Source organism: Sphingobium sp. (assembly GCF_048594625.1).
In the GTDB taxonomy this organism is placed as follows: Bacteria; Pseudomonadota; Alphaproteobacteria; order Sphingomonadales; family Sphingomonadaceae; genus Sphingobium.
This window is the reverse complement of sequence record NZ_JBMDWL010000120.1, coordinates 48,840-70,608: the sequence shown is the minus strand read 5'-3', so window position 1 is coordinate 70,608 and position 21,769 is coordinate 48,840. Positions and strand designations below refer to the sequence as shown.

Genomic DNA, 21,769 nt, shown 5'->3' with positions numbered 1-21,769 from the left:
TAGGGCGTCAAAAGCTGACGCGGGCGGTCACGCGGATGTCACGTCCCGACAATGGCGCGAAGTCCTTCAGGAAAGAGGCATGGCGGCGAGCAACGACATCAAAGATATTGTTCGCCGACAGTGCGAAGCTGAGGGGGCGTTCGGTGCCCCAGGGACGGTAATTGACCTGTGCATTGACGAGGGTGAAGCCCTTCGTCTCCGTCTCGAAGTCGGAGACCCGCTTCTGATGGTCAGTCCATTCGATCTCGCCGCGCACATCGACCTTGGGACTGGTAACGCCAAGACCGCCAAGCAGGCGCAACGGCGGGATGCGCGGCGCGGGGCCTTCGCCGACGATCTGCGCATGGACATAGTCGCCCAATGCGTCGGCGACGAGTTTCGCCTCACCGAATGTGGCGAGGGTGACTGACCCTTGCGCCTCAAACCCGTAATAGCGCGCCTTGGCCTGGCTGAACTGATAGACGGGCAGGCCATCCTCTTCCTCACCGGTCAGCCCTTCATAGATGAAGTTGGAAAACCAGTTATGATAGGCGGATGCTTCGAAGCTGTAATTTTCGCCCTTGCCGCGCAGCACCGCTTCCAGTCCCCATGCGCGTTCGGTCTTGAAACCGGGATTGCCGACCTCATAAGCCTGCGTACCGGCATGCGGGCCATTGGCGAACAGTTCCTCGGCAGACGGCGCGCGTTCCGATCGGGAGAGGTTGACGCCGAGGCGCCATTCCTGCCCAAGGCGGTAGGAAGCACCGACCGATCCGGAGAAGGTGTCGAACGTGCGTTTGCCGGAGAAGAACTGATCCTGCTGCTCCAGCGGTAGCGCCTGCAGCTCGCTATGTTCATAACGTGCGCCTGCTTCCAGCTTCAGCGCGCCATGATCTATCGTCTGGAGCGTGAAGGCGCCGAATTGTTCGGTGTCATTTTTCGGCAGGAAGGCTTCTTCGCCGACGACGTTGAAATTGCGCGAATAATATTGGACGCCGCTTGCGCCCTGCCAGCCGCCATGGTCGGCCTGTACCAGTTCGATGCGCCCTTCCATGCCCTGATTGTAGAAAGCGGTGCCGACTTCGCCGCTCTCTTCCAGTTCGAAATGGCGATAGGTAGCATAGCTGGCACGCGCGCGAATGGCCTTAAGGAAGCCGCCGCCGGTCTCCACCTCGGCCCGAAGGTCGAGACGGTCCTGCGCAAGGTCAAGGCGCGGTGCCTCCTGTTCCTGTCCGGGGCGGGTGGCATAGCGCACCGGCACGCCATAAAGACTGTCATAATGGCTGTAGGATACGCCCAGATTGCCGGTGTCGGTGATCAGGGCAGCGCCGATGCCGGCCGTCCAGGTTTCGGCCTGGCTGTTGGGCAGCTTGCCCTTGATCGCGGCGTTTCCGGCGAAATCGATCGCCTCTTCGCCCTCTTCCGGCTCCGCGGCGGGCAACTGGCTCGACGCGAGGGCATCGGCCCGTGCGCTGGGCGACAGGGCATGGCCGCCGATACGCATATTATCGGATTTCAGATAACTGCCGTCGGCGTGGATGACGAACTGGCTGCCCAGCGGCACGTCGATGGAACCCGCGCCGCTGCGTTCGTCGGCCGCGCTGCCATAGGTTGCGATCGCATCGACATGGACGGGTTCATCGGGGACGGTTCGGGGAATGCGCTTGTCGATCACGTTGACCACGCCGCCGATGGCCGACGCGCCGAACAGCAGCGACTGGGGACCGCGCAGAACTTCGATACGCTCGGCGAGCAGGGGATTGACGACCGGGGCGTGATCGACGCTGGTGTTGGATACGTCGATCGAACCGATACCGTCGACCAGTACGCGCACGCGCTCACCCTGAAGCCCGCGCAGAACCGGGCGAGAAGCGCTGGGACCAAAGGATGTCGCGGATACGCCGGGCGTATGCTGCAATGTTTCGCCGATTGATGGGCGCACCGCTTGCGTCAGATCGCTGCCCTGCAACACCGATGCGCCGGAAAGGATGTCGGACCGGTCACGGTCAAACGGCGCGGTGACAATGATGTTGGCGGGCGTGCGTTCATGCTGTTCGGCGTCAGCAGCACCTGCGTCATCTGCAAAAGCTGGTTGAGAAAGCGTCAGGACCGCGATGGTCGATGCGGTCGATAGAAGGAAACTGATGCGCATTGGCTACCCTTTTTATGATCCGAACCCCGGATCCTCTCCTTATGGCGCTTCGCGGCGCTTGCCCCTGTCGCGGCCTTCTTATGCTCGTTCGTTTCAAGTTACAATATAACATAAACACTCTGTGACAAAATATTGCCGCCATGGTCTCGCAAGCGGGTGCGTCGCGATGTTTCCCCAGCAACAATTTGTAATTGCTGATGAATCTTCAAACGATAGCCCGAAAATGCCTCTTTTTTGGCTTGTGAAATGATATGTTGTTACGTAACGGGATGGTATCTCAGAACATCAACGGGGGACATTCCTTGAGCCATCGCCGTCATTATCTGTGCGCCGCGTCGATCGTCGCGATCGCGCCCACCATGGCATTTGCCCAGGCGGGCGGGCACAGGCAGGGAGACATCGTCATTACCGCCGCGCCCCTTGGGCAAAAGGCCGATGAAACCGCCACGCCGGTCGTCACGCTGACCGGCGAAGAACTGATCCATCGCCGCGCCGCGACGCTTGGGGAGACGCTGGCGGGCCAGCCCGGCATCAATTTCGAGAATTTCGGCGGTGGCGCCAGCCGCCCGGTCATTCGCGGCCAGTCCTCCCCACGCGTGCAGATTTTGAGCGACAGCGCCAATGTGCAGGACGCCTCGGCCATCTCGCCCGATCATAATGCCACCGGCGAACCCCTGCTACTGCGCGGGATCGAAGTGTTGCGTGGCCCGGCGACGCTGCTTTACGGCAGTGGCGCGATTGGCGGGGCGGTCAATCTGATCGACGAAAAGGTGCCGACCGCCATCCCCGAAGGCGGCATGACCGCCGTTGCGGAAGGGCGTCTGGGCACGGTCGATGACGAACGCAGTTTCGTGGGCGGGGCAACAGTGGGCTTTGGCCCACTGGCGCTACGGGTGGAGGGCGTACATCGCCGGTCCGACGATTATCGCGTGCCCGGTTCCTTCGGTGAAGATCATGTTCACGGCTCCTACAATGACAGCTCCACCTTCAGCGTCGGTGGCAGCTGGATCGGCCCGGACGGCTATCTGGGCGTCGCCTACACCCGCCAGCGCAACGAATATGGCGTGCCGGGTCACAATCATGATTATGAAAGCTGCCATCCTCACGGCGTCAGCCTGCATTGCGGCGGCCATGATGAAGAGGAGGGTCATGATCACGGTCATGATCACGGTCATGATCATGATCACGAAGATGGGCATGAAGACGTGCCGTTCGTGAAGCTGCGCAGCAATCGGTTCGACATTCGCAGCGATTATAATAATCCCGTGCCCTTGCTGGAAAAGGTCCGTTTCCGCCTGTCCTTCACCGATTATGTGCATGACGAAATCGAAGAAGGCGAAGCGGAAAACACCTTCCTCAACAAGGCGCATGACCTGCGGCTGGAACTGACGCATGTGCCGCTGGGCGGCCTGCGCGGGACGTTCGGCGTCCAGCAGAGCGGCAGCCGGTTTCAGGCGATCAGCGGCGGCACGACCCACACGCTCAACACCGACACCAGCAATACCGCCATTTTCCTGATGGAAAGCTTCTCGCTCGGTCAGGTCCGGCTGGAGGCGGCCGCGCGGCAGGAATGGCAGACGGTGAAATCCTTCATCACCCGCTATCCATCGATCAGGCACAAGCCGTTTTCAGCATCCGCCGCGGCGATATGGGATTTTGGCAGCGACTATTCGCTGGCCCTGTCGCTCGCCCATACCGAACGTGCGCCATCGGTGCAGGAACTTTATGCCTTTGGCCTGCACCTTGCCACCAATAGCTATGAAATCGGCATCGTCAGCGGCAACAGCCGTCTGGCCGATCAGGTGTCGCAAGGGGTGGAAAAGTCGAACTCGGTCAATCTGACCCTGCGCAAGACACAAGGGGCGACGACCTTCACCATCGGCGCCTATCATCAGGATTTCGATAATTATATCTATGCCCAGACGCTCGACCAGTTCGAGGATTTTCGCCTGATCCGCTATGCGGGCGCTCAGGCGACCTTTATCGGCATCGATGGTGAGGTGCGCTATGCCTTTGGCGATCAGTTCGCTTTGTCGGTGTTCGGCGACTATGTCCGGGCGAAGCTGAAAAATGGCGGCGGCGATCTGCCGCGCATTCCGGCCGGTCGCCTTGGCGCGCGCGCCGATGCGCATGTCGGCCCCTTCACGGCGGATGCAGAATATTATCATGTGTTCGAACAGGACCGGTTCGCGGCCTATGAGACGCGTACGCCGGGTTATGACATGGTCAATGCCACGATCGCCTATCGTCTGGACCTTGGCAACAGGCGCAGCGCCGAACTGTTCGTGCGTGGCACCAATCTGACGAACGAACTGGCCTACAACCATACATCGTTCATCAAGGCCTTTTCTCCGCTGCGCGGCCGCAATGTCGTGTTCGGTCTGCGCGGGGCGTTCTGAATCAGGCTGGCGGACGGCGCGGTAACCTCAGCGCCGTCCGCCAGAATAATCATTCGACCGGATAGGGGGTGGCCGCGCTGCGGTTTTCGTCGACCTTCACCGAACGGCCGATCGGCGGGAAGGCGCGCTGAAGGCAGTTGGGGCGCTCGCAAACCTTGCATCCCGCGCCGATCGGGGTCGCCACATCCGGGTCGCCAAGGTCCAGCCCGCGCGAATAGACCAGGCGGGAGGCATGGCGAATGTCGCAACCAAGCCCCAGCGCGAAACTCTTGCCGGGGATGCCATAGCCCGCATTGCCGCTGCCGACTGTTCGTGCGACCCAAAGATAGGTGCGCCCATCCGGCATTTTTGCCACCTGCCTGATGACGCGGCCGGGCTGGGCAAAGGCCTGATAGACGTTCCACAACGGGCAACTGCCGCCGACGCGCGAAAAGTGGAAATCCGTTGCCGACTGGCGTTTCGAGATATTGCCAGCCCTGTCGACCCGGACGAAGAAGAAGGGCACGCCGCGCGCATCGGCCCGTTGCAGGGTAGAGAGGCGATGGCAGACGGTTTCAAAGCCGACGCCGAAGCGGCGGCCGAGCTTTTCGATGTCATAGGCTTCTTCTTCTGCCGCGGCCAGAAAGTCGGCATAGGGCAGGATCAGGGCACCGGCGAAATAATTGGCCAGCCCCACGCGTGCGAGGCGCCGCGCCTCTTCCCCGACAAGAATGGGATTGTCGGCCAGACGGTCGATTTCATCACCCAGTTCCAGAAACGCGAGTTGGGTCGCCATCTGGAACGCCTGCTGCCCGGTGCTGAGGTCGGCAGACAGATATAGCGTGCGCGTCAGGGGATCGTAGCGGCGATGGGGCTTGCCATCGTCGTCGCGCGCAATTCTTACCCCATGCTTTTCATGGAGCCAGAGGGCGATGCCGTCCTGTATCGTGCGTGGGTTCAGGTTGGCGCGACGGTATAGCTGCTCCGCGGCTTCATCGAGCGGCTCGATATGGTTATGCCGGGCGTAGAAGAAATCGCGAACCTGTTCGAAGGGCATGCGGGCGGGCGCGTCGCTGGTCCAGTCGTCCCCCAGTTGCGCGGCCATCGCCTCGGATCGTTCCGCGACTTCCCGATAGCGACGATGGAGCGCGACCAGCGTTCGGCCCACCGCTGGCATGTTCAAAGCCAGTTCGCGTATTTCCGCGACCGAAATCGGCTCGCTGCTGTCCGACAGTGCATCGCGCAGATCGGTGACGAGCCGCGCCTCCTCATCTTCCGAGAAAAGCTGGACGTCGACGCCAAAGACCGCGTTGATTTTCAGCAGCACCGGCACCGTCAGGGGGCGCTGATTCTGTTCGAGCTGGTTGAGGTAGCTGGCAGAGATTTCGAGCGCGCGGGCCAGTTCGATCTGCTTGAGGTTATTTTCCTCGCGCAGCCGTCTCAGCCGCACGCCCATGAAAGCCTTGCGCATGGATTTCTTTATCCGCAAGATTTGCAGATCGGGCATATTGTGCCCGTAAGCATCCGCAAATTCAGTTTATCCCTGCGCTTCTTGTAAGGCGGATATTGCAAACAAGTCGAGTTAAAACTGGGCGATCCGGTTAGCTGTCACGGTCGTACGGGAGATGCCAACGGCCTTCCCATCTGTCGGGGACGGGAAGGCCGATGACATAGGATCGTCGCGGATCGGGGCGTTCAGCTTTGCGGTATCGCCTCCGGGACGATCGTCTTGACGATCGACGCGTCCAGTTCTTCATAGGCATGCAGGCCGATGGTGTCGTACAGTTCGGCGCGGGTCTGCATGGCGTCGACCATGTTATGCGTGCCGCCGTCCTTTGCGATCGCCGCATAGAGTTTCGCCTGCGCCTTGTTGGCGACGCGCAGGGAGGACACGGGCCAGATCACCATCTTGTAACCCATGTCTTCAAATTCCTGGGCAGTGAAGAAGGGCGTCTTGCCAAATTCGGTCATGTTCGCGAGCAGGGGAACGCCGGGCATGGCCTTGGCAAACTTCTCAAACATCTCGCGTGTGTTGAGTGCTTCCGGGAAGATGGCGTCGGCCCCGGCGGCAACATAGAGCCTGGCGCGCTCCACCGCAGCATCGAACCCTTCGACCCCGGCGGCGTCGGTCCGCGCTATGATGACGATGTCGCGGCTGGCCTTTCTGGCGGCGGCGACCTTGGCCGCCATGTCGGTCGCCGATACGAGCGCCTTGCCGTTCAGGTGCCCGCATTTTTTCGGCAGAATCTGGTCTTCCAGATGGACCGCGCCCGCGCCCGCTTCCTCGAAAGTGCGGACCATGTGCATGACGTTGAGTGCTTCGCCATAGCCGGTGTCGCCATCGACGAGCAGGGGCAGGCCGGACGACCGCACGATCTGGCGGATGAAGAAGGCGACTTCATCGACGGTGATGATGCCAAGGTCGGGCAGGCCCATCGATGCCGTCATCGCCGCGCCCGACAGATACAGCCCGTCGAAACCGGCCTGCCGCGCCTGAATGGCCGCCTGGCCATTATGGGCGCCGGGCAGGCGATAGATGCCCGGTCGCGCCAGCGCCGCGCGAAACCGCCTGCCGGCCGATTCATGGGGGAGTTCGTCTGCAACAAGATAGGGCAATGGAATTCTCCTTATGCGGCTCAGGCTTCGCTGCGCTGCGCCAGGGGCACGAAGGTCAGGTTTTCAGGGCCGGTATAATTGGCCGACGGGCGAATGATCTTGTTATCCTGCCGCTGTTCGATGACGTGCGCGGCCCAGCCCGACGTGCGGGCGATGACGAATAACGGCGTGAACATGGCAGTCGGCACGCCCATCAGATTATAGGATACGGCCGAAAACCAGTCGAGATTGGGGAACATGGACTTTGCGTCCCACATCACGCTTTCGATCCGTTCGGCGACGCTGAACTGACGCTGCGCACCGGCTTCGTCGGCCAGCGCCTTTGCCACCCGCTTGATCACGACATTGCGTGGATCGGCGATGGTATAGACGGGATGGCCGAAACCGATCACGACTTCCTTGCCTTCGATCCGGCGGCGAATATCGGCTTCGGCCTCGTCCGGGGTCGCATAGCGTTTCTGGATTTCATAGGCGACTTCGTTGGCACCGCCATGTTTGGGACCGCGCAGCGCGCCGATGGCCCCGGCCACGCAGCTATACATGTCCGACCCGGTGCCCGCGATAACCCGCGCGGTAAAGGTCGACGCGTTGAATTCATGTTCGGCATAGAGGATCAGCGAGGTGTGCATCGCACGCGTCCAGCTGTCCGACGGCGCCTGCCCATGGAGCAGATGGAGGAAATGCCCGCCGATGCTGTCGTCATCGGTTTCCACCTCGATCCGGCGACCATGATGGGCGAAGTGATACCAGTAGAGCAGCATCGACCCCAGCGAGGCCATCAGCCGGTCGGCGACGTCGCGCGCATCGGGCAGATTATGGTCGTGGGTTTCGGGCAGGACGCACCCCAGCGCCGACACGCCCGATCGCATGACGTCCATCGGATGGGCCGCGGCGGGGATCGTTTCCAGCGCGTTCTTGACCGATTGGGGCAGGCCGCGCAGCTTCTTCAGCTTCCCCTTATAGGCGGTAAGCTGCGACACGGTCGGCAGTTCGCCATGAACCAGCAGATGGGCGATTTCCTCAAATTCGGCGGTTTCGGCAAATTCCAATATGTCATAGCCGCGATAATGCAGGTCGTTGCCGGTCCTGCCGACGGTGCAGAGCGCGGTGTTCCCGGCGGTAACGCCGGAAAGGGCGACCGATTTCTTGGGTTTGAAGGTCTGTTCTGCCATGGGTTCCTCTCCGATAGGCATAAGCGGACGGGTCTCGACGTTCATGCGGCGTGGGCCCGTTTGTGCGTAACTGTGGTGAAGGCGACGCGGATCGCGCCGGGGAAAGGCCGGATCGCGATCCCGATCATTGCGTTGGACAGGTCGGCGATCACGGCCCGTCCTGCGCGATCGTGTCGGCGGGGATGTGCACGCGGCCTTCCATCAGGATGCGGGCGCTGCGGCTCATGATTGCCCTGGTCACGGTCCACTGGCCGTCCTGCTGACGCGCCTGCGCCCCCACGCGCAGGGTGCCGGACGGATGGCCGAAGGTCACGGAACGACGATCGCCCCCGCCAGCGGCAAGGTTGACCAGCGTGCCGGGCACGACGGCGGCGGCGGCAATGGCGACCGAAGCCGTACCCATCATCGCATGGTGCAGCCTGCCCATCGACAGCGCGCGCACCAGCAGGTCGATCTCGCCCGCTGCAACCTGCCTGCCGCCCGACGTCACATGATCGGTTGCGGGGGCGACGAAGGCGATCTTGGGCGTATGCTGGCGTCTGGCGGCGTCTTCGGGGGTTTTGATAAGGCCCATTTTCAGCGCCCCGATGGTGCGCAACGCTTCGAAACGGTCGAGCGCCGCGGCATCGCTATTGATGGCGTCGCGCAATTCGGTGCCTGTATAACCGATGTCCTGCGCCCTGACGAAGATGGTCGGGATACCGGCGTTGATCAGCGTGGCCGCCAGTTTGCCGCCCGCCAAAAGATGTTCTGGCACATCCAGTTCATCGACCAGATTGCCGGTCGGGAACATCGCGCCGCCATCATCACCTTCATCGGCTGGATCGACGAATTCCAGCACGATTTCGGCCGCGGGGAAGGTGACGCCGTCCAGTTCGAAATCGCCGGTTTCCAGTACCGCACCGCCGCTGACGGGGACATGCGCGATGATGGTCTTGCCGATATTGGCCTGCCAGATTCGCACGGTGCGCACGCCGTCGGGGCCTGCATCGACATAGCCCGCGTGGATGGCGAAGGCACCGGCGGCGGTCGACAGGTTGCCGCAATTGCCCGACCAGTCGACAAAGTCTGTGTCGATGGCGACCTGCCCGTAAAGATAGTCGACATCATGGCCGTCGCGCGTACTGGGCGACAGGATGACGCATTTGCTGGTGCTGGACGTCGCGCCGCCCATGCCGTCAATCTGTGCGCCATAGGGGTCGGGGCTGCCGATCACGCGCTGGAACAGGCGGTCGCGCGCAGCGCCGGGCGTCTGCGCGGCCTGCGGCAGATCTTCCAGACGAAAAAATACGCCCTTGCTGGTGCCGCCGCGCATATAGGTGGCAGGGATGGCGATTTGAGGCATCAGGCCGGTTCCGCTTCGGCGGCAAGGAAGTCGGCGGCAAAGCGTTGCAACACGCCGCCCGCTTCATAGATCGACACTTCTTCGGCCGTATCGAGGCGGCAGATGACCGGCACCCGCGTGGCGGCCCCGTCGGTGTGGCGGATCACCAGCGTCAGCTGTGCGCGTGGATGGCGTTCGCCTTCCACATCATAGGTTTCGGTGCCATCAAGGCCCAGCGTCAGGCGGGTGGTGCCGGGCAGGAATTCGAGCGGCAGCACGCCCATCCCGATAAGGTTGGTGCGGTGGATGCGTTCGAACCCTTCGGCGACGATTGCTTCCACGCCCGCCAGCCGCACGCCCTTTGCCGCCCAGTCGCGCGATGAACCCTGCCCATAATCCGCGCCGGCAATGATGATCAGCGGCTGGCGACGGTCGAGATAGGTTTCGATCGCTTCCCACATGCGGGTGACCTTCCCCTCCGGCTCGACACGGGCGAGCGAGCCTTTCTTCACCGCGCCATCGACCAGCGCCATTTCGTTGACCAGCTGCGGGTTGGCGAAGGTGGCGCGCATGGCGGTCAGATGATCGCCGCGATGGGTGGCGTAGGAATTGAAATCCTCTTCGGGCAGGCCCATCCGTGCCAGATATTCGCCCGCTGCCGAACTGGCCAGAATCGCATTGGACGGCGACAGATGGTCGGTGGTGATATTGTCGGGCAGGATCGCCAGCGGACGCATCGATTTGAGCGTGCGCGGGAAGGCGGCGAGCGCGCCGACGCCCTGCGTATCCCAATAGGGCGGACGGCGGATATAGGTTGACTGTGGCCGCCAGTCGTAGAGCGGGCTGGCTTCGTGCCGTCCGCGCGGGGCGAACATCGGGTCATAGACCTGACGAAACTGGTCCGGCTTTACCGATGCAGCGACGATCGCGTCGATTTCTTCATCGCTGGGCCACAGGTCGGCGAGGCGGATCGGCTTGCCGTCGGCCATGCCCAGCACGTCCTTTTCGATGTCGAAGCGCACGGTGCCCGCAATGGCATAGGCCACCACCAGCGGCGGCGAGGCCAGAAATGCCTGTTTGGCATAAGGATGGATGCGCCCGTCGAAATTGCGGTTCCCCGAAAGAACGGCGGTGGCGTAAAGGTCGCGCTCGATAATCTCCTGCTGGATGACGCGATCGAGCGCGCCCGACATGCCGTTGCAGGTGGTGCAGGCATAGGCGACGATGCCGAAACCCAGCTTTTCCAGCTCGGTCAGCAATCCTGCCTCCTCCAGATAGAGGCGCGCGACCTTCGAACCGGGCGCGAAGGAGCTTTTGACCCATGGCTTGCGGGTCAGGCCCAGCGCATTCGCCTTTTTCGCAACCAGCCCCGCCGCCACGACATTGCGCGGGTTCGATGTATTGGTACAGCTGGTGATTGCGGCGATGATGACCGCGCCATCTGGTAACAGGCCCTGGCGCTCCTGCTCCACCGCCCTGTCCAGATCGACGGCGATGCCGCGTTCCTCCAGCGCCGATGTGGGCAGGCGGCGGTGCGGATTGGATGGCCCCGCCATATTGCGCACGACGCTCGACAGGTCGAACGTCAGCACCCGCTCATATTCGGCGGAACGCAGGTCGTCGGCCCACAGGCCGGTCAGTTTCGCGTAATCCTCCACCAGACGGACATGGTTGGGATCGCGGCCGGTCAGCAGCAGATAATCGATGGTCTGGCTGTCGATATGGAACATCGCGGCGGTCGCGCCATATTCCGGGCACATGTTCGAAATCGTCGCGCGGTCGCCGATCGAAAGGCTGTCGGCGCCTTCGCCGAAAAACTCGATCCATGCCCCCACAACCCTTTCCTTGCGGAGAAATTCGGTGATGGCGAGGACGATGTCCGTGGCGGTGATGCCGGGCTTGCGATGGCCGGTCAGTTGTACGCCGACAATGTCGGGCAGGCGCATCATCGACGCGCGGCCCAGCATCACCGTTTCCGCCTCCAGCCCGCCGACGCCGATGGCGATGACGCCCAGCGCATCGACATGCGGCGTATGGCTGTCAGTGCCGACGCAGGTGTCGGGAAAGGCAATCCCGTCGCGAACCTGAATGACGGGCGACATCTTTTCCAGATTGATCTGGTGCATGATGCCGTTGCCCGCCGGGATTACATCGACATTTTCGAATGCGCTTTTGGTCCATTCGATGAAGTGGAACCGGTCTTCGTTGCGGCGATCCTCGATCGCGCGGTTCTTGTCGAAGGCGGCCGGGTCGAACCCGCCATATTCGACGGCCAGCGAATGATCGACGATCAACTGGGTGGGCACCACCGGATTGACCTTGGCCGGGTCGCCGCCCTGATCGGCGATCGCGTCGCGCAGCCCGGCCAGATCGACCAGCGCGGTCTGGCCCAGAATATCGTGGCATACGACGCGCGCAGGATACCAGGGAAAGTCCAGATCGCGCCTGCGATCCACAATCTGCGTCAGTGCGTCGTCAAGCAGCGCAGGGTCGCATCGGCGCACCAGCTGTTCGGCCAGCACGCGCGAAACATAGGGCAGGCCATCATAGGCGCCGGGGCGAATCGCTTCTATCGCGGCGCGCGTGTCGAAATAGTCGATCGGGGCGTCCGCCGATGTTCCGGGGAAAGGTTTCCGATAGGAAAGGTTCATCGGCGCATCCTTCGTCATGCCATCGTTCGAAGCACCTGGAATGTCCGCCAAGGCGCGGTTCTATGCTGCCCTTATCGGCAGGTTCGGCCTTTGCGAAAATGGCTGAAATGGCAAAGAGTTGCGAATGAGATCCTGCAAATTTGCGAATATTGCGAATTTGGAGGGCTGATCTTCGGCAGGTCGCGACCGTCATGATCGCGGGAGTGCCTCAGCAGTTCGTAAAGGGCGCCGGGCCGATCAAGAGTCGGCAGGATAGCGGATCGCGTCGGGAAAGGGCGCAGGATCATCCGATTGGCCCAGATGCGGCATCATATGGCCGATATGGGGGGCGCCTAAGCTGCGCGCTGGTCGGCGCTGTGCTCCATCCGTCTTTCCTGAAAAGCGGATGGAGCATGACAGGCTGGCATGGCCCGCAAACCTTGCGATGACGGGCGCTGGCTCCGTCATCGCATGCGGGCGATGCCTTTAATGGTGTATCAGGCCGAAAGTTCTTTCCGGACGATCTCTGCGCCAGCGCCCAGAGCGTTCAGCTTGCCGCGGGCCACCTGACGCGACAGGGGGGCCATGCCGCAGTTGGTGGACGGATAAAGCTTGTCGGCGTCCACGAACTGAAGCGCGCGGCGCAGGGTTTCGGCTACTTCTTCCGGCGTTTCGATGGTGTCGCTTGCCACGTCGATGGCGCCGACCATCACCTTCTTGCCGCGGATGAGTTCGATCAGGTCCATCGGCACGTGGGAATGGTGGCATTCCAGCGAGATGATGTCGATCTTCGACTTCTGCAGATTGGGGAAGGTTTCCTCATACTGCCGCCATTCGGAACCCAGCGTCTTCTTCCAGTCGGTATTGGCCTTGATGCCGTAGCCATAGCAGATGTGGACGGCGGTTTCACAGGTCAGCCCTTCGGCCGCCTTTTCCAGCGTGGCGATGCCCCAGTCGTTCGCTTCGTCGAAGAAGACGTTGAAGGCCGGTTCGTCGAACTGGATGATGTCGACGCCCGCAGCCGCCAGTTCCAGCGCTTCCTGATTGAGGATCTTGGCAAATTCCCACGCCAGCTTTTCGCGGCTCTTATAATGGGCGTCGTACAGCGTATCGATCATCGTCATCGGGCCGGGCAGGGTCCATTTGATCGGCTGATCGGTCTGCGCGCGCAGATATTTGGCGTCTTCCACGAACACCGGTTTGGGCCGGTCGACGGCGCCGACCACCGTCGGAACACTGGCGTCATAGCGATTGCGGATCCGCACGGTTTCGCGCTTTTCGAAATCGACGCCGCTCAGATGTTCGATGAAGGTGGTGACGAAATGCTGGCGGGTCTGTTCGCCATCGCCCACGATGGTGATGCCTGCCTGCCGCTGATCGTCGACGGCCAGACGCAGTGCGTCCTGCTTGCCAGCGACCAGTTCTTCATCCTGCAACTTCCAGGGCGACCAGAGCTTTTCCGGCTCCGCAAGCCAGGAAGGCTTGGGCAGGCTGCCGGCGGTCGAGGTGGGCAACAATGTCTTCATGATGGATGGCCTTGTGCTTTTAACGGATCAAAGGGCGAAATTGGTGGACCATTGTTCAAGAATGGCCTGATAGGGCTTGATGAAGCGTTCTTCGGCGAACTTCCCCTGTTCGACCGCCAGCCTGCCGCGTTCTTCCCGGTCATAGACGATGCGGGTGAGCGAAAAATCCTGATATTTCAGGCTGGGTCGATAATTTTCCGCCGCGACGGAATTGGCATTGTAGATTTCGGGGCGGTAGATTTTCTGGAAGGTTTCCATCGTGCTGATGGTGCTGATCAGTTCCAGATTGGTATAATCGCCCAGCAGGTCGCCGATATGATAGAAGGCATAGGGCGCGACGCTGTTCTTCGGCATGAAGTAGCGAACCTTCATCCCCATCTTGGCGAAATAATCGTCGGTCAGCGAATATTCGTCATTATGATATTCCAGGCCCAGTATCGGGTGTTCGTTGCCGGACCGGTGATAGGTCTTGCTGCTCGATACGCTCAGGCAGATGACGGGCAGCTTCCTGAAATTATCCCGATAGGCGTCCGAATTGAGGAAATGCTTGAAAATCTTCCCATGAAGATCGCCGAAACCTTCGGGCGTGGAATTGGGATGATTCTTCATATGTTCCAGCAGGACCACGCTGAAGTCGTAGTCGCGGACATAGGAAGAGAAATTATTGCCGACCATGCCGTCGATGCGTTCATTGGTCTTCTTGTCAACGATGGTCGTCTGCAGAATTTCGATCAGCGGGAAGGCGTCGTTGTTGCTGCCTGATGTGATATTCATCTCGGCAGAGATAATCTTGAGTTCCAGCGCATAGCGATCGCCATTGGGATTGTCCCAGCATGCCAGCGCATTGAAGCGGTTGTCGATCATCCGCAGCGTGTTGCGCAGATTTTCCTGACGGCTCGCACCTCGCGCCAGATTGGCGAAGTTTGTGGTGATGCGCGTATTGTCGGCGGGATGATAATCCTCGTCGAAGGCGATGCTCTTTATCGAGAATGTGAATGCGCTGTCGGTCATGATCGAATGTCCTAATATATGGCGTTAAACCTGATCTTTTCCTGTTTTTTTTTCAGGCTTCTATTTGCGATTTCTTGCCGGTGGCCGCTCCATGGCGGCGCGCCGTCGTACAGGTTCGGGATGATATGTCGGCGGTGGCGCGCCCCGCGTCAGCGGCAGATCATGCCCGCTGGCACGGCGCGCGGGCGCATTCGCCGGTGCGGGCTGGAACGGGACAGGATTGCATTCATCGACCGATCACCTGCTTTTGCCGGACGGCGGGACCGAAGAACGCGCAGACGGACCCTAAGGGCGTTCAAGCCACGGGCCTTGCTTCTGACGCGATCCACCGGAGGTACCCCTGTCCGAGGAAAGTTATGGCGTCGAAGGCAGGTTTCCTGGCTTGCGGTGCGTCGCGGTGGTTCCGGCCGGTCCGAACCCTTTTGCAAAGGCCCGGTGGCACGAAATGCAACCGCCATTCACCGCTCACAGTTGCGGGGGCAGCGCCGGACTTTGCCTGTTAAAAGACATCACCGACTTCCCGTCTTAGCCCCGCCACATGCCTGCGCCGGGGAACCTTGACAGGCTGCTTCAACACCATCGGCGGTCGACTGTCAAGTTCTACATAAAGAAATCTTTATATGGCATATGCCGGGCGAGGTTGCGGGCCGTCGCATCGGCAGGAAAATGGCGAAATTCGACCGATGGATGTTGCGCATTCGGACAGGCGGCCGGGTCATCCGCCCCATGCGGGCGGACGATCCGGTCGGTGCTGACGCTGTGCTGACATTCGATCTGCGCCCTGCGGATTCCTCTACGCGGGCAGAAAGTCGGGCGCGCATCGACCGTCCTGACAGTCGATGCGCTTCCTTGCCTAGTCTGGTTCGTCCACGCCGTAATAGAGCTTGCCGATCTCGATTTCGGACCGGCCCTGCGACACGCGATGGGCGTTGGTGTCGCGCAGGGAATAGACGCAGCCGCAATATTCCTGCTGATAGAAGCGTTCGCGCTTGGAGATGTCGATCATCCGTGCCGCCCCGCCGCCCTTGCGCCAGTTGAAGGTCCAGTATTTGATGTCGGGATAATGGGCGGCGGCACGTTCGCCGCAGCCATTGATCTGGTTCATGTCCTTCCAGCGCGAAATGCCCAGCGAACTGGTGATGACGGGAAAGCCGTTTTCATGCGCGTACAGCGCCGTCCGTTCGAACCGCATGTCGAAACACATGGTGCAGCGTTCGCCGCGTTCGGGCGCCCATTCCATGCCCTTGGCGCGCTTGAACCAGTTGACGGTGTCATAATCGGCATCGACGAAGGGCACGCCATGTTCTTGGGCAAAGCGGATATTCTCATCCTTGCGCAGGAGATATTCCTCCTTGGGATGGATATTCGGGTTGTAGAAGAAGATCGTATAGTCGATCCCGCTGGCGGTCATCGCCTCCATCACCTCGCCGGAGCAGGGCGCGCAACAGCTGTGCAGCAGCACCTTCTTCTGCCCGTCGGGCGGGGTCAGCACGGGCCGTTCAATCGCAGTCATTCGTCTGTCCTCTGCAGAAAAATTCATTCCCGGCCCGCAAATCGCAACGGGCGGCCATTATCATCGACCGATACCATGGTGAAGGTCGCGGTGGCAGCATGATGTCGCCTGCCCGTCAACAATTCCTCCGCCCACAATTCGACCCCCACCATGACCGATGCGCGCCCGGTCATCCGCACTTCGCACACCAGTTCGACCATCTCGCCCTCTTTGATCGCGGTCTGGAAATCGACGCGGTCGGACGATGCCATGACCATCGTCGCGCGGGCATGGCGCGTGGCGGTGATGAAAGCGGCTTTGCCCATCATCTTGAGGGCGTCGCCACCGAAAAGATTGCCGAAATGATTGGTCGATTGGGGAAACACCATTTCCACCATCCGCAAACGACCGTCGCCATCATCTGAGGTTTCTGCGGTCATGGGCGGCAAAGGCAGTCTGGTTTCCGGCCCCTTGACCGCGACCAGCGTGAAGCGGCCGCGGGTGCAGAGCCGGCGCTCGCCGCTGACCAGCGCTTCGGCGATCAGTTCGACTTCTACGTCCAGCGAGCTGTTGCCTACCCGCACGATGCGGCCCGTCGCTTCTATGATCTCACCGATGCGGCCGGGGGCTTCGAAATCGATCTTCTGGGATGACGCGGTGACGAAGGGCGCCCGCCCATGCCGGGTCGCCGCCAGAAAGGCGATCTTGTCCATATGGGCGAGCGCGACGCCACCGAACAGCGTCCCGTGATGATTGGCATCGCCCGGAAAGATCATGTCGATCAACTGCGCGCTGTTGCCAGCGGGCGCATAGTCGAAAGGGAAATAATCAGAAACCACGCGCCGATCCAGTTGTACGGCAGGCGTTGTCGGGCGCAGACATCGGGCAAGGGCGCGTTGCACCTGTCCATTGTCATGGCCCGGCCGTGCGACCTGCCGGAAAGTCATTCTCATGTCGCTGGCAGGTGTCCTGGCTTGCGGGGCGTCATATCGATCGGCCTTGCCGCGTCAGGCGCGGTGGCATGCCCATCGAAAGAGAGTTTGCCGCTTACAGTTGCTGGGGCAGCGCCGGTCTTCCACCGGCTTCCCATCTTAGCCTCATTCCCGCTTGATTGCGCCGAAAATGAGGAACCTCGACGCTGATGCTAGAAGCGATTTCATCGGCGGAGTCAAGTAAGCCGGGCTGTAATGGGGCCGTGGCGGCTTCGATGCAAAGGCTGAAGCGTAACGGATCGCGGGACCATGGCAGGGAATGAAATCCCATGGTCCCCGGAAATTCGGCGACCATGCTATTATGTTTTGCACCGTCGTCGGAAATATTACGGCTTTTCCCGCCTTACCGGGTAGAGGTGATGATAAGGGCTGCCCCCCGGCAGCCGCTTCCACAACCAATCGAGCCGCGCGTCGCCATCCGCCGCGAATGCGGGGTCAGCTGCAATTTCCGCCTCAAATTCGGCCTTTATCTGTGGATCGGCAGTCAGCAGAGCATCGGCGATCGGCGCGCGCACGAAATCCTCTGCGCCCGATGGCGCGGCCAGGATTTCGGGGAAAAAGCCCCATGTAAGGAAACTGTCCTGACTTTCGGGTTCCAGCAACGCTGCGGCCAGCAGGCCCAGAGGCTGGTCGGCGGGGATATGGACCGTGCCAGCGGGCAGCGTTTCGCTGACGCTCTCATGCACCAATTGCGTGTCCAGCGGGATGCGGGCATCGCGCACCGGCAAAGATTGGGGGTCGACCAGCCGCACCCGATCGAGCGTCAGGGTGCGGGGTGTATCCAGCACATCATGGCGGATGCCATGCAGGGTCAGCCGGTCGATCACATCGGTCTGCGCGGCGGGCACCCACCATGCCTTTGGCAGGCGGACCGTCTCCACCGGAACCTGACCGATGATCGGCATCCGCCAATTTTCAGGGCGTCCCAGCCATTTCTGTTCCTTGCGCCCGCTTGCGGGGGAGACATAGGAAGCGAAGGCGATGCCCTTGAACTGTTCCACCCAGCCGACCGGCTGTTCGGCTGGTTTCCAGCGGGTCAGCATCTGGGCCGGGCGTGACTCGCGATCCTTCACCTTCGCGCTGGCGATTGCCCCGGCATCCTGACCCGCCAGTTTCAGCGCCGCTTCCAGCAGGACATAGGTGCCCAGCACACGCTGACGATAGGGTTTCATCATGTGATTTTCGACCAGCACGGTCGGCACGCCGACGAAATCGCCATAGCCGGTCGAATAACGCGGCCCTTCGGGTGCCTGCCGGATACCCCTGGTCGGTTCGCGCGTGTCGATCGGGCTGGGATAGATGGTGGGGACATGCCCTGCCTTTTCCAGCGCCGTCATCACGGTCGGCCCGAACCGTTTCATCAGCCAGTCGGCGGTCGCACGATGATAGGCATATCGGCCCCACCCCGCATAGGTGAAAGTGATGTCATATTGCATGTCGAAGCCGTCGCTGACATGGCAATCGATATAGAGAATGGGATCCAGCCGACGCAGCAGGCCGATCATCGCCCGGCTTTCGGGCGCATCCGCCTTCGCATAATCACGGTTGAGGTTGATGTTGCGGCCGTTGCCGACATAGCCCTTTTCCGCCGGACCGCGCAGCGCCGGGAAGTTCCAGCGGCTCATCTTTTCATGCCCGTCAATATTATATACCGGCACGAACACCAGATCGACCTTGTCGAGCAGTCCGTCCTTGCCGCGCAGGGCGATGTCGCGCAGCAGCATCAGACCGGCATCCTTGCCGTCTATCTCACCGGCGTGAATGCCCGCCTGTATCAGCACGACCGGCTTTCCAGCCCCGCCCTTGCTTGTGCGAACCAGCAGCATGTCGCGCCCTTCGCCAGTACGACCGAATGTTTCCAGACGGATGAGGGGAGAGGCCGCGTCCAGCCGCTTCAGCCATGCCTCTACCTCCGCATAGCGGGGCGTGGTGGCAAACCCTGCCTGTTCGGCCGGGGTGATCCACGGATCGTCCTCGCCAACGATCAGCGTCTCGCTCGCTCCAGACCAGGGCAAGGCCGGTGGAAGCACCGACGCCGGCAGGCCCGGCAGAGGCGCATGGGTCGGCTGCTGCGCTATGGCGGTGCCAGCGATACACAGGGCGGCGGCGACCAGCAGGCGCGACATTATCTTGCTCATATCTCTTTCCTCCCGATCAGAAGCGGGCGCGCAGGCCGACGGTCCCGGTACGTGGCGTACCGGGCTGGACCCAGACGGAGCTATAGCTGCTGGCGTACCATTGCGTGTCGAACAGGTTGCTGATGGTGCCGAACAGTTCGACGCCGTCGATCATGTCGATGCTGCCGAACAGGCGGAACAGGCTGTGCGATGGCAAAGTGAAATCCGTTCCCGTTTCACCCAATCGTTCGCCGACATATTGCATCCCGCCGCCCAGCTGCGCGGCGCGCCCGGCGACCTTGAAATGCTTCGCCAGCTGAATGTTGAGAACATGGTCGGGAATGTTGATCAGCCTGTCGCCCGGCAGAATCCGGGTGGAAAAATTGGGATCGTTCACCGCTTCCCGCGCCTCCGCATCGGTGTAGGCGTAGCTGAGCAGCAGGTCTATGTCGCCGGGCAGGTGACCGTTCACGTCCAGCTCCACGCCGCGGCTGCGCGCTTTACCGATGGCGACCGAAAATCCGGGATTATTGTTATCGCTGGCCAGAACATTGTCCTTGGTCAGTTGATAGACGGACAGGGTGCCCGTCAGCGCGCCGCCCAGTGCGGTCAGCTTCGCACCGGCCTCGATGGATTCGCTCGTTTCCGGGTCGAAGATATTGTTGAAGAAATCGGCGCCGACATTGGCGCGATAGCCCTGGCCATAAGCGGCATAGAGGGTGATCGGATCGCTGATTTCATAGACGATGCCAGCCTGAGGGCTGAATCGTTCATATTTGCGCCGGTTATGGCGATTGGGCACGGCAAGGACACGATTGTCGACCTTCAACGTCAGATTGTCGTAGCGGCCGCCGATCCGAATCTGGAGCCGATCGGTCAGTTCGATCTGGTCCTGCACATAAAATCCAAAGCTGCGCTGCGTGTCGATGCGATTGGTCAGCACCGACGTCGCGGGCAGCGGGTATCGGCCATAGACCGGATTGTCGATGTCGATGACATAGCCAGCCTGATCGCCGGGGTTCGTGCTCAGCGCTGGCGGACGATAGCGGGTGAAATAATTATCATATTCGAACTGGTCGAAATCACCGCCGATCAGCATGCGATGGCGCAAGGATCCGGTTTCGAAGTTCCCGGCGATTTCGGCGCGTACCACGCTATGTTCCGCATCATAGCGACGCGATCGGCGCTGGCGCGACAGGGATCGACCGTCGACATGGATTTTCTGGCGCGATGCGGTCTGCTCCGCGTCGGATGAAAATCCGGTCAGCAGCGTGTCGCGATGGCTGGCGCCGATCAACAGGCTCCAGTCGTCATTGAATTGATGGTCGATCCGCAACTGGTGACCGGTGGCGCGGGCGACCGTGTCGCCATCGCCCGGTTCGCCCAGAAAGCGGGAACGCGGCACGGTGTTGAAATCATTGTTCAGGACGATGATGCCGCGATCGAAGGGCACCTCCACGCGGGTCCATTCGAAATCATAGGTGATGCGCGTGCGATCGCCCAGCGCCATACCGATCGATGGCAGGAACCCCCAGCGTTTCTGCGACACATGGTCGCGGAACATATCCCCCTTTTCATAATAGCCGATCAGCCGCGCGGTGATGCCGCCGGTCAGCGCCAGATTGGCGTCGGCATCGGCCCGGACACGGTCATAGCTGCCATATTGCAACGTGCCCGTGCCAAAGGTCCGGCCGATTTCCGCCTGTTTGGTGACCAGATTGATCGTACCGCCCGGCTCGCCCCGGCCGATCAGCGCGGCCGCCGGACCCTTCAGCACCTCCACCCGTTCGATGCCCGCTACATCGCGCTGGCCGCCAAAGCCGCGCCCGGCGTTGAAGCCGTTCACCAAATAGCCGCTCGGCAGATTTTCATCGCCCGCAAAGCCGCGAATGGCAAAACTGTCCCACAGGCCACCCAGCGTATTCTGGCGCACGACCGATGCATTCATGTCCAGCGCATCGGTCAGACGCAGAATGTTGTTCTGCTGCAAGGTTTCGGCATCGATTTCTGCAATCGCCTGAGGAATTTCGCGCATCGCAAAATCGCCGCGATAGGCCTGGCGGACACCGGTTACGGTGATCGCATCTTCTGCCGCTTGGGCATGATGGATCGCATCGTCGGTCTGGGCGGCGGCCGGGGCCCAGGCCATCACGCCCATGGCAGACAGCGTCAGCGCCGTGCGGCGGAGGCGGTCGGATTGGGCAGCACTGGCCTGCCTGAACTGGATCGACATATATTCCCCCAATAGAGATGAGACATAATCTCATCCGTGGACGCCCTATGAGAGCCGTCCGACAGGGTCAATAGAAATGTTATATTATTTCATTGACAAATGGCGGTGCCACCGAAATGCTTTGTGCCAATAGCCAAGGAGCCAACA

At 61.2% G+C, this 21,769-nt stretch carries 13 protein-coding genes and 2 riboswitches; of the genes, 1 reads left to right on the top strand and 12 read right to left on the bottom strand.

Annotated elements, in window-relative coordinates; translation table 11 throughout:
- Window positions 1-7: 7 nt before the first annotated feature.
- Window positions 8-2,131 (bottom strand): TonB-dependent receptor, encoded by a 2,124-nt coding sequence (locus tag ACOJSJ_RS15395; protein ID WP_420145853.1) that lies wholly within the window; start codon window positions 2,129-2,131, stop codon window positions 8-10.
- A 302-nt stretch (window positions 2,132-2,433) separates the two neighbouring features.
- Here ACOJSJ_RS15395 and ACOJSJ_RS15390 point away from each other — a divergent pair, with 302 nt between their 5' ends.
- A complete protein-coding gene (locus ACOJSJ_RS15390) occupies window positions 2,434-4,530 on the top strand; it encodes a TonB-dependent receptor domain-containing protein (RefSeq protein WP_420145852.1) in 2,097 nt (698 codons plus the stop codon).
- 49 nt (window positions 4,531-4,579) lie between these two features.
- On the opposite strand, the gene ACOJSJ_RS15385 is transcribed toward ACOJSJ_RS15390, so the two are convergent.
- From ACOJSJ_RS15385 to ACOJSJ_RS15335, 11 genes are all read right to left on the bottom strand, one after another.
- Window positions 4,580-5,980 (bottom strand): short-chain fatty acyl-CoA regulator family protein, encoded by a 1,401-nt coding sequence (locus ACOJSJ_RS15385; protein ID WP_420145851.1) that lies wholly within the window; start codon window positions 5,978-5,980, stop codon window positions 4,580-4,582.
- 224 nt (window positions 5,981-6,204) lie between these two features.
- Entirely contained in the window at window positions 6,205-7,125 is a 921-nt protein-coding gene (gene prpB / locus ACOJSJ_RS15380; protein WP_420145850.1) for a methylisocitrate lyase, read from the bottom strand.
- A 20-nt stretch (window positions 7,126-7,145) separates the two neighbouring features.
- Complete coding sequence (gene prpC, locus ACOJSJ_RS15375; RefSeq protein WP_420145849.1) at window positions 7,146-8,297, bottom strand: bifunctional 2-methylcitrate synthase/citrate synthase; 1,152 nt, start codon at window positions 8,295-8,297, stop codon at window positions 7,146-7,148.
- Between the two features lie 148 nt (window positions 8,298-8,445).
- Entirely contained in the window at window positions 8,446-9,642 is a 1,197-nt protein-coding gene (gene prpF, locus ACOJSJ_RS15370) for a 2-methylaconitate cis-trans isomerase PrpF (protein WP_420145848.1), read from the bottom strand.
- Complete coding sequence (acnD, locus tag ACOJSJ_RS15365) at window positions 9,642-12,272, bottom strand: Fe/S-dependent 2-methylisocitrate dehydratase AcnD (protein ID WP_420145854.1); 2,631 nt, start codon at window positions 12,270-12,272, stop codon at window positions 9,642-9,644. Before acnD ends, prpF begins: the two co-directional genes overlap by 1 nt.
- Window positions 12,273-12,748: 476 nt before the next feature.
- On the bottom strand, window positions 12,749-13,777 hold the full coding sequence (locus tag ACOJSJ_RS15360) for a methionine synthase (protein ID WP_420145847.1): 1,029 nt from the start codon (window positions 13,775-13,777) through the stop codon (window positions 12,749-12,751).
- 27 nt (window positions 13,778-13,804) lie between these two features.
- A complete protein-coding gene (locus ACOJSJ_RS15355; RefSeq protein ID WP_420145846.1) occupies window positions 13,805-14,788 on the bottom strand; it encodes a DUF1852 domain-containing protein in 984 nt (327 codons plus the stop codon).
- Window positions 14,789-15,137: 349 nt separating this feature from the next.
- A riboswitch (cobalamin riboswitch) is annotated at window positions 15,138-15,363 on the bottom strand.
- Between the two features lie 278 nt (window positions 15,364-15,641).
- Window positions 15,642-16,301 carry an epoxyqueuosine reductase QueH gene (locus ACOJSJ_RS15350; protein WP_420145845.1) on the bottom strand — a complete coding sequence of 220 codons (660 nt, stop codon included), beginning with the start codon at window positions 16,299-16,301 and terminating at the stop codon, window positions 15,642-15,644.
- Between the two features lie 23 nt (window positions 16,302-16,324).
- On the bottom strand, window positions 16,325-17,233 hold the full coding sequence (locus ACOJSJ_RS15345) for an acyl-CoA thioesterase (protein ID WP_420145844.1): 909 nt from the start codon (window positions 17,231-17,233) through the stop codon (window positions 16,325-16,327).
- Window positions 17,222-17,430: riboswitch (cobalamin riboswitch) on the bottom strand. (Overlaps the previous gene by 12 nt.)
- 168 nt (window positions 17,431-17,598) lie before the next feature.
- Window positions 17,599-19,410 carry a M14 family metallopeptidase gene (locus tag ACOJSJ_RS15340; protein WP_420145843.1) on the bottom strand — a complete coding sequence of 604 codons (1,812 nt, stop codon included), beginning with the start codon at window positions 19,408-19,410 and terminating at the stop codon, window positions 17,599-17,601.
- A 16-nt stretch (window positions 19,411-19,426) separates the two neighbouring features.
- Window positions 19,427-21,622 carry a TonB-dependent siderophore receptor gene (locus tag ACOJSJ_RS15335; RefSeq protein ID WP_420145842.1) on the bottom strand — a complete coding sequence of 732 codons (2,196 nt, stop codon included), beginning with the start codon at window positions 21,620-21,622 and terminating at the stop codon, window positions 19,427-19,429.
- Window positions 21,623-21,769 lie beyond the last annotated feature (147 nt).